The organism is Nocardia carnea (assembly GCF_029868855.1).
GTDB classification, from domain to species: domain Bacteria; phylum Actinomycetota; class Actinomycetes; order Mycobacteriales; family Mycobacteriaceae; genus Nocardia; species Nocardia carnea_A.
On sequence record NZ_JARWOV010000255.1, the window covers coordinates 1 to 8,677 of the forward strand.

General features: G+C 68.5%; 10 protein-coding genes. 3 read left to right on the forward strand and 7 right to left on the reverse strand.

The genetic code is table 11. The features are described from left to right. Positions 1-456: 456 nt before the first annotated feature. Entirely contained in the window at positions 457-720 is a 264-nt protein-coding gene (locus QH195_RS26560; protein ID WP_280424170.1) for a helix-turn-helix transcriptional regulator, read from the reverse strand. Between the two features lie 75 nt (positions 721-795). Here QH195_RS26560 and map point away from each other — a divergent pair, with 75 nt between their 5' ends. Then, the gene (gene map, locus QH195_RS26565; protein ID WP_280437411.1) at positions 796-1,563 is read left to right on the forward strand and encodes a type I methionyl aminopeptidase; all 768 of its coding nucleotides are present in this window, start codon (positions 796-798) and stop codon (positions 1,561-1,563) included. A gap of 200 nt (positions 1,564-1,763) precedes the next feature. Here map and QH195_RS26570 read toward each other — a convergent pair whose 3' ends face one another. The 5 genes from QH195_RS26570 to QH195_RS26590 form a co-directional block, all read right to left on the reverse strand. Then, positions 1,764-3,164 carry a metallopeptidase TldD-related protein gene (locus QH195_RS26570; protein WP_280437412.1) on the reverse strand — a complete coding sequence of 467 codons (1,401 nt, stop codon included), beginning with the start codon at positions 3,162-3,164 and terminating at the stop codon, positions 1,764-1,766. Next, positions 3,161-4,711 (reverse strand): TldD/PmbA family protein, encoded by a 1,551-nt coding sequence (locus QH195_RS26575; protein ID WP_280437417.1) that lies wholly within the window; start codon positions 4,709-4,711, stop codon positions 3,161-3,163. Before QH195_RS26575 ends, QH195_RS26570 begins: the two co-directional genes overlap by 4 nt. A 67-nt stretch (positions 4,712-4,778) precedes the next feature. After that, on the reverse strand, positions 4,779-5,252 hold the full coding sequence (locus tag QH195_RS26580) for a peroxiredoxin family protein (protein ID WP_280437413.1): 474 nt from the start codon (positions 5,250-5,252) through the stop codon (positions 4,779-4,781). Positions 5,253-5,267: 15 nt separating this feature from the next. Beyond that, positions 5,268-5,807: an RNA polymerase sigma factor gene (locus QH195_RS26585; RefSeq protein WP_280424174.1), complete on the reverse strand. Its 540-nt coding sequence runs from the start codon at positions 5,805-5,807 to the stop codon at positions 5,268-5,270. Positions 5,808-6,142: 335 nt separating this feature from the next. After that, complete coding sequence (locus QH195_RS26590; RefSeq protein ID WP_280437414.1) at positions 6,143-6,739, reverse strand: TetR/AcrR family transcriptional regulator; 597 nt, start codon at positions 6,737-6,739, stop codon at positions 6,143-6,145. A gap of 106 nt (positions 6,740-6,845) precedes the next feature. Here QH195_RS26590 and QH195_RS26595 point away from each other — a divergent pair, with 106 nt between their 5' ends. Beyond that, positions 6,846-7,712 carry an SDR family NAD(P)-dependent oxidoreductase gene (locus QH195_RS26595; protein ID WP_280437415.1) on the forward strand — a complete coding sequence of 289 codons (867 nt, stop codon included), beginning with the start codon at positions 6,846-6,848 and terminating at the stop codon, positions 7,710-7,712. A 28-nt stretch (positions 7,713-7,740) separates the two neighbouring features. Here the strand turns inward: QH195_RS26595 and QH195_RS26600 are convergent, their stop codons facing one another. Beyond that, positions 7,741-8,508, reverse strand: coding sequence for a TSUP family transporter (locus QH195_RS26600; RefSeq protein ID WP_280424177.1), 768 nt, complete (start codon positions 8,506-8,508; stop codon positions 7,741-7,743). Here QH195_RS26600 and QH195_RS26605 point away from each other — a divergent pair. Next, positions 8,507-8,656 (forward strand): hypothetical protein, encoded by a 150-nt coding sequence (locus tag QH195_RS26605; protein ID WP_280437416.1) that lies wholly within the window; start codon positions 8,507-8,509, stop codon positions 8,654-8,656. The two genes, QH195_RS26600 and QH195_RS26605, sit on opposite strands and share 2 nt — an antisense overlap. Positions 8,657-8,677 lie beyond the last annotated feature (21 nt).

Below are 8,677 nucleotides of genomic sequence, written 5' to 3' on the forward strand. Positions count from 1 at the left end.
TCACCGAAGGCGTACCGGTCACTCCGGTGAATCGGGCCCGCCCCGACCGTGGGGGGGGCGGGGGGGGGGCCCCCGCCGGGCGCCGGCCCCCCGCCCCCCCCCCCCCCGCCCCCCCCCCGCCCCCCCCCGCCGCGCCCCGGCGCGGGGCCGGGGGCGCCCCCGGCCCGCCGGGCCCCCCCCCCCCCCCCCCCCACGGTCGGGGCGGGCCCGATTCACCGGAGTGACCGGTACGCCTTCGGTGATGGGAGTGTCCTCAGGCGCCCGGGTGCGTGCGCTTTCCGCGCGGGTCGCCTCGCCGACCTGTGCGACCTTGTTCGGTCGGTACCGGACCCGCACGAGTTCGGCGCCTGCCTATCGGGCGGGGCCGGGTATATCCGCCCCGCCCGTCGCGATCTCGCCGATCCGGCGCCAGGTCGATGCGCGTGTGCCCGTTCCGCGGCCGATCTCCGGGATCGGTCAGGCGGATTCGGCGAGCTTGTCGGCGGTCCAGATCGCGGCGAGTTCTTCGAGTGGGAGTTGCAATGCCCGGCTCAGTGATACCACCGTGCCGAAACTGGGGGAGGGCAACCGGCCGGTTTCGATCTTGCGCAGAGTTTCCGGGGAGATACCGGCCGCGCGGGCGACCTCGCCGAGGTCGCGGTCGGCGCGGGCGGTCCGGATTCGGACGCCGAGGCGGCGGCCGGCTTCGATCTGGGCGGGGGTCAGGGGGAGGCGGACCATGGACCTAAGCTTAGAAGTGGTATTAAAGTACCGCAAGAATTGGTATTGAAATACCGGTAACCGATGGAGGTTGTGATGGTGGAGCTGAAAACGCCCGAGGAGATCGAACGGATGCGGGTAACCGGGGCGTTCGTGGCGCAGACCCTGGCCGAACTGCGTGCGAAGGCCGCGGTGGGGGTGAATCTGCTCGAGCTGGAAAAGATTGTGCGGGAAAGAATCCGGGAGCGGGGTGCGCAATCGTGCTACTGGGATTACACACCGTCGTTCGGACGCGGGCCGTTCCGCAACACGGTCTGCCTGTCGGTCAACGACGCCGTCCTGCACGGACTGCCGTTCGATTACGCACTGTGCGACGGCGATGTGCTGACCATGGATCTGGCGGTGAGTATCGACGGCTGGGTCGCCGACGCCGCCACCACTGTCATCGTCGGCACACCGGACCCCGAGGATCAGCGCCTGGTCCATGCCACCGAAGAGGCCCTCGCGGCGGCGATCGAGGCGGCGCAGCCCGGTAACCGGATGGGCGATATCTCCGCCGCGATCTCCGCGGTCGCCCGCGCCCACGGTTATCCGGTGAACACCGAATTCGGTGGTCACGGACTCGGTCGCACCATGCACGAGGACCCGCACGTATCCAACGCCGGGCGGCCGGGACGTGGCTTCCCGTTGAAACCCGGGCTGACCATCGCGATCGAACCGTGGTTCGCGAAAACCACCGACCGGATCGTCACCGACCCCGACGGCTGGACCATCCGTTCGGCGGACGGGTCGCGCACCGCGCATTCCGAGCACACCATCGCGATCACCCCGGACGGGCCGAGGGTGCTCACCACAGCAGCCTGAGTCGACGCGGACCGCGTCCGCGAATTCCCGGCGCCTCGTCGACTCGGCCGAACCCTGCGCTGTGTTCGATGCCGATGATCGGTCGATCGAATACAGCGAAGGGACGACGTGGCGGCCGCACTGTGTCGGTTGGAGGGTGCGCGCCGCGCCGCCGTGCCGGGGCGAGTAGATCCGCGCGCCCCCGGGTCGCGGCCGCGAACTCAGGTGGCGCGGCTCACGGAGGACATGTGGAAGTCGGGGATGCGCAGCGGTGGCATGGCGGTCCGGGTGAACCAGTCCTTCCACTCACGGGGCAGCGTCTGCTCGGTCGCGCCGGCCTCGGTGGCCCGGCGCAGCAGATCCAGGGGGCTCTCGTTGAAGCGGAAATTGTTCACCGCCGCGGTCACCGCCCCGTTCTCCACCAGATACACCCCGTCGCGGGTGAGGCCGGTGAGCAACAGAGTGGTGGGGTCTACTTCGCGGATGTACCAGAGGGTGGTGAGCAACAGACCGCGTTCGGTACGGGCGACCATCTCGTCGAGAGTGGCCGCCGAACCTCCGGTGAGCAGGAGATTCGGCACCGGGACGGTCGGGGCGGTGTCGTAGTCGGCGGCGGTGGCGCGCGGATACACCAGATCGGCGATCGCCCCGTCGCGGAGCCAGTCGGCCCGCTGCGCGGCCATGCCGTTGTCGAACACCGAGACCGTTTCCGAGGACGCCTGGGTGGCCACGAACGGGAGACATTCGAGGCCGGGCGCGGCGGGGTCGGAGGTCAGGGTCAGCGGGATATCGGTGAGTTTCTCCCCGATCCGGGTACCCCCCGGGGCGGCGAACGCCGTATGACCCTCGTGCGCGCCGCGACCCTCCATCGACCAGTACATATAGATCAGCAGATCGGCGACGGCCGACGGCGGAAGCAGGGTTTCGTAGCGACCGGCCGGCAGTTCGACCCGCCGCGCCGACCAGTCGAGCCGCCGGGACAGCTCGGTGAGCAGGCCCGGGGTGTCCACATCGCGGAAATCCGTGGTTCCGGCTCCCACCCAGGCGCTGGCCAGGTCCGCTCCTTCGCCGCGTTTGCCGTTGATCTCCACCGACCCGGTGGGCTGGGTGTAGCGGCGGCGGATACCGGTGGAAGTGCCGAGCCAGGTGGTGTGCACCTGGTGGTGCGCGAATCCGTAGAGCCGGTCGGCGCCGTCGAATCCGGTGGCCAGATCGGCGGCGAGGCCGGCGAACACCTCGATACCGGTGCCGGCGGCGGGTTGCTCCCAATCCGGTGCCGTACCCTCCGCGGCAAGTAGCGGCATCGCGTCGCGGGCAGGTTCGGCGGCCGCGGCGGCCGCCTCGCTGGCCCGCACCACGCCCTCGATATCGGCGGGATCCACGCTGGTGGAGGCCACACTGCCGACCCGGGCCGACCGCGGGCCGTCGCGCAGTACCGAGATCACCGACCAGCGCCGCGCCACCGAAGTGCCGTTGGTGGTCATGGAATTTCCGGCCCAGCGCAGTGACGCTTCGGCTTCGTCGGTGACGATCACCATCGCCTCATCGGCCCGGGACAACCCGAGGACCCGCTCGACCACCGCGTTCGCGGGTAGTACGCCCGCACCGGTCAACGCCGTCATTGCCCCGCCTCCGTCCGCGTATTGAGCACATTCACCCCGCGCACCAGGACCGACGGGCAGCCGTGACTGACGGCCGCCACCTGTCCCGGCTGCGCTTTACCGCAGTTGAATGCACCGCCCAGCTGCCAGGTCGACGGGCCGCCGACCGCCTCCATCGAACCCCAGAAATCCGTGGTGGTGGCCTGGTAGGCCACATCGCGTAGCTGTCCGTCCAGTTCGCCGTTGCGGATCCGGAAGAACCGCTGGCCGGTGAACTGGAAGTTGTAGCGCTGCATATCGATCGACCAGCTCTTGTCGCCCACGATGTAGATACCGTCGCTCACCCGCGAGATCAGCTCCTGGGTGCTGGTGTCGTGCTGCGGGTCCGGTTGCAGGGATACATTCGCCATCCGCTGGATCGGCACATGATGCGGGGAATCGGCGTAGGAGCAGCCGTTGGAGCGGTCCAGGCCGAGGCGGGGCGCGAAGACCCGATCGAGCTGGTAGCCCACCAGAACGCCGTCGCGGACCAGGTCCCAGCGCTGCCCGGCCACTCCGTCGTCGTCGTAGCCGACGGTCGCCAGACCGTGGCGCTGTATCCGGTCGGCGGTGACGTGCATGACCGGCGTTCCGTACCGCAGCGTGCCGAGGAGATCGGGGGTCGCGAACGAGGTGCCCGCGTAGGCGGATTCGTAGCCGATGGCGCGGTCGTACTCGGTGGCGTGCCCGATGGATTCGTGGATGGTGAGCCACAGGTTGGTGGGGTCGATCACCAGGTCGGTCGGTCCGGGCACCACGCTCGGTGCTTTCACCTTCTCGGCCAGCCACTCCGGGATCCGGCTCAGTTCGGTGTTCCAGTCCCATACGCCGTCTGCTCCGGTGACGTATTCCCAGCCCCGGCCGACCGGTGGCGCCAGCGTCCGCATGGTTTCGAACGCGCCGGAAGCGGTATCGACCGTGATCGCCTCGAGCTGGGGCTGCAGACGCACGCGCTGCTGGATGATCGCCGAGCCCGCGGTGTCGGCGTAGTAGGTCTGCTCCTTGACCTGCAGCAGGGTCGCGGTGACGTGATCCACCCCGTCCGCGGCCGACAGCCGCCCCGAATAGTCCTGCAGCAGCGCCACTTTGTCGGCGGAAGGGATCGTGAAGGGGTCGATCCCGTACGCCGAGACCCAGCGCGCGTTGTCGTAGCGGGGTTCGTCCGCCAGGGCGACACGTTCCCGGTTCAGCGCCCGCAGGCTCGTAGCGACGGTGACCGCGGAACGTGCGACGTCGGCGGCAGTCTCCGAATTCAGCACCGCGTGCGAGGCGAAACCCCAGGTGCCGTCCACGATGACGCGTACCGCGAAACCCAGTTCCACGGTATCGGTCAACGCCTCCACCCGGCCGTCCCGTAACCGGATCGATTGCGTGCACAGCCGGTGCACCCGCAGATCCGCGTGTTCGGCGCCGGCCGCGCGGGCCGCGGACAACGCCGCATCGGCCAAATTCCGCAGTGGTAGATCCGCGAATTCGGGATCGATATCGTGCCCGGAAGATTGCCCGCCGGGTTCGGTGGACGTCGCCATGTTCACCCGACCAACTTAACCGACTGCGGACCGTTTCCGGCGACTGCTCGCCCTCACCCCTCTGGTCTCACCTGGTGCTACGGCCGAGCATGAAATCGATGGCAGCGGCGAGACCCTTCTTGTCGTAGCTGTCGAGGGGCAGAGTGGCGCCGTGGGCGTGCCGGACGATGCCGTCGAGGTCGACGAGGACAGTGCCGGACTGCTGTATCGAACCGAAGCCTTTACGAGTGAGCCCGATCGACTCATAAGGCATCGCCGTGCCGGCCGACAGGACAGGGAACGGGATGCCGCGCCGGGTTTTCCAGGCCAGGCCCGCCTCGCGACCCTCTGGTATCACGATGGCGACATGGATGTTGTCGTCGTCGAACCCGAATTGCTGCGCAACGAGATCGCGAACGTGGCGGTTGCAGATCGGGCAGGACGTCGACCGCATGAAATACAGGAGCACGTTGTGCACGCCGCGGTGGTGGGACAGCCGCCAGGCCTGCCCGGTGGTGTCTTCGAGTCCGAGGTCGGGTGCGGGGGATCCGGATGTGAGCACGGGGCTTCCTTTCGATTACGGATTGCGGCCGAGGTTGTGCCGGATCGCCGCGCGTGCGCGGTGCAGCTGCGATTTCATCGCTGTTGTGCTCAGGCCGAGGGAATCGGCTGTCGCCCGTCCGGGGTAGCCGAGTACATCGCGCATGATCAGGACTCTGCGCTGGAGATCGGGTAATGCGCTGATCGCCTGTGTGAGCCGGTCGGCGTCGAGCCGGCGCAGGACTTCCTCCTCGGCGGAGGCAACGATCTCCGGGGGAGCATCGGTACTCTGCGGCTCGCGGTCGAGCAGGTATCGGGCGCGGCGCAGGCATTCGTTGCGCACGATGCGGAACATCCACGACGCGAGAGCGGCTGTGGCATTCAACGTGCCGATCTTGCGATACAGCGTGATCAAGGCCTCCTGCGCGGCGTCTTCGGCATCGGCGGAGGACGCGCACAAATGCTGCGCGAAGCGCCGCACGTGCGGATGGGCGCCCTGCACGATCGCCGAGATCGCTTCCGGATCCCCGCGCTGGGCCGCTCGGACGAGCTGTTCACCGGCCCAGTCATCCGCCACTCCGCTCACCTCCTGGACGATCCGGTGCGTGTGGAGTGCGTAGGGCGAGGTGAGCCGCGCTGCTCTGGTTCGGTCGGACTCTCATGACCATAAGAGCGTCTTCGCCCGCGAAAGGATTCGAACCCGGTCGAAAACAACACTGTGATCGCTGTCCCACGGCGCCGATCGTCCGTCCTCCGGGCACTGCGGGCGGCCGGGTACAGCGCGCCGGAGTCGGTGAGTCCTTCGGCCCCTTTGGGCAGTTCAGGCGGTGATTCCGAGTGACCGAACGGCCCGAGCCGGCCGCTCCGGCCACGCGCGGCACCGGTGGACGAACCGGACGATCCGCCGGCGGGTCAGTGTTCCCGGGACGGACCGGTTGTCCCGTGCAGCAAGGTGTCGATCACGCGGCGGGCGAGGGTGTCGGGATCGGCGGGTGTATCGGATTCGGTTTCGCCGTGGACCGTTTCGGTGATGAGTGCCAAATAGACGCGCCGGACCCACTCGAGGTCGGCGTCGGCCGGGAGGACCCCCTCGGCTTCCGCACGGCGGAAAACGGCATCGCATTTACCGAACACTGCGGCCTGTATCTCGGCTACCTCGTCGTCCGCGGGACCCACCCGCTCCAGCGCGTAGGCGGCACCGTTTTTGATCGCGATGACGTTGGCGGTGGCCTGGTGCAGCGCCACCAGCGGTGGTGCCGTGTGCGGGCGGGCGGCGTCGACGGCCGCGTCCATCCGGCGCCACGCCTCGATCGCCATGGTGCGGACGAGGTCGTCTCGACTGGCGAATCGGCGGTGCACGGTGGTGCGCGCGACCCCTGCCGCCTCGGCGATCTGTTCCAGCGTCGCGTTCGGGTTCCGGCCGAGGACGCGTTCGGCGGCGTCGAGGATGGTGCGGACGGTGCGTTCGGCGTCGGCGCGCAGGGGTCGCGCGGGGGTGGGCGGATGCATGGGCTCCTCTCGGACGGCTCACTACATCCTACGCAGCAGAAGCAGATAGGCGATGATTTGCATCATCAGTGTTGCAGATATTGATAAAACTGCTACGCTTCTGTGCATGAAATCGAAAGAGTTCGACACTGTCCGATCGCCCGGAACGGCCCTGGTCACCGGCGCCTCGTCAGGGATCGGTGCCGAGTTCGCTACCGCGCTCGCCGCGCGGGGGGACGATCTCGTGTTGGTCGCGCGCTCGGCGGCTCGACTGGAATCGCTGGCCGCCGAACTGCGTCTGGATCACGGTGTCGCGGTCGAAGTCCTGGTCCAGGATCTGGCCCAACCCCGGGCTGCCGAACGAGTCGTGACCGAACTCGCCGCGCGCGGTATTTCGATCGACGTGCTCGTCAACAACGCCGGCTTCGGCAGCGCGGGCAGGTACGAGGATATTGCCGCGGAAACAGACCACAGCCAGCTGATGGTCAATGTTGTTGCGCTCGAGGGGCTTACCCACCGGCTGGTTCCGGGGATGGTGGAGCGCGGACACGGTGAAGTGGTCAACATCGCGTCCACCGCGGCTTTACAACCCGCCCCCTACTTCGCCACCTACGCCGCGGGCAAAGCTTTCGTGCTCAATTTCAGCTTGGCGTTGTGGAGCGAATACCGCGACCGCGGTATCAAGGTGCTCGCGGTGTGCCCCGGCCCCACCGAAACCGGATTCTTCGACGTGGTCGGTACTCGCGATGCCGCCGTAACCGGCTCGATGGGCACCGCGGGCGAAGTCGTGCAGGCCTCGTTGCGAGCCCTCGCGCGTAACAAGGGCTACATCGTTCCCGGCCGCCAGAACTTCGCGGCCGCGCATCTCATGCCGCGGCGGCCGCGCACCCTGGTGGCCCGGATCGCCAAGCGGGTGACCGGAGCTGTCGCCGGCGCGGCGGCGGCACACGCCCATCAAGAGAGTTCGGATCGGCCGGTCCGTTCCGCTGGATGAGCCGGGGTGACCGGCCGGGACAGCCGGTTCAGCCGAACTGCTGCCAGCCCAGCCGGATCACCATCGCCACCACGACCACCAGCAGCACCACCCGAACGAATTCCGCCCCCCGGGCCAGCGCCATCCGTGACCCGGCCACCGCCCCCGCGATATTGGCCACGGCCATGGCCGCGCCCAGTACCCACAGCACGTGGCCGGTGCACCCGAAGAAGATCAGCGCACCGACATTCGACCCGCAGTTGATCACCTTGGCCATCGCGGCCGCACGCACGAATTCGGTGCCCAGAAGGGTCGCGAAGGTGATGATGAGGAACGTCCCGGTGCCCGGGCCCAACAGTCCGTCGTAGGCGCCGATCAGCCCGGCTGCCAGCGCGATCACCAGTACCGTTTTGCGGCGTGACGGCGGGTGGGTCGCCAGGGTGATACCGATCGACGGCCGCGCGGTGACGAAAATCGCCACCCCCACGAGCACCACCAGCACGATCGGGATGAACAGGTCGCGGTCGATCAGGGAGACCGCGGCCGCGCCGGCCGCCGCGGTGATCGCCGCCAGCACCGCGGCCGGAACCAGCAATCGCCACTGCAACGGGACCTTGCGGGCGAAAGTGACCGCCGCGGTAGCGGTGCCCGCCACCGCAGCCAGCTTATTGGTACCCAGGGCGGTCTGCGGCGCGATACCGGGGGAGACCAGCAGCAGCGTCGGCAGCACGATCAATCCGCCGCCACCCACGACGGCATCGACCCAGCCGGCCGCCGTCGCGGCGGTGAGCAGCACGGCCCAGTCGGTCACATCCATGCCGCTCAGCAAACCAGACGGTCCGATCGATATTCCGTCCTGGCCCGGGTCGCGCTTCGTCGGCCCCCCGCCGCGCGCGGGGGCCGCGGGCGGGGTAGCCAGCCTGCGCATCCTCGTCGACAACGGATACTCGATCCTGGCCTTCTGACCATGGAGCATTTCTTCGCGC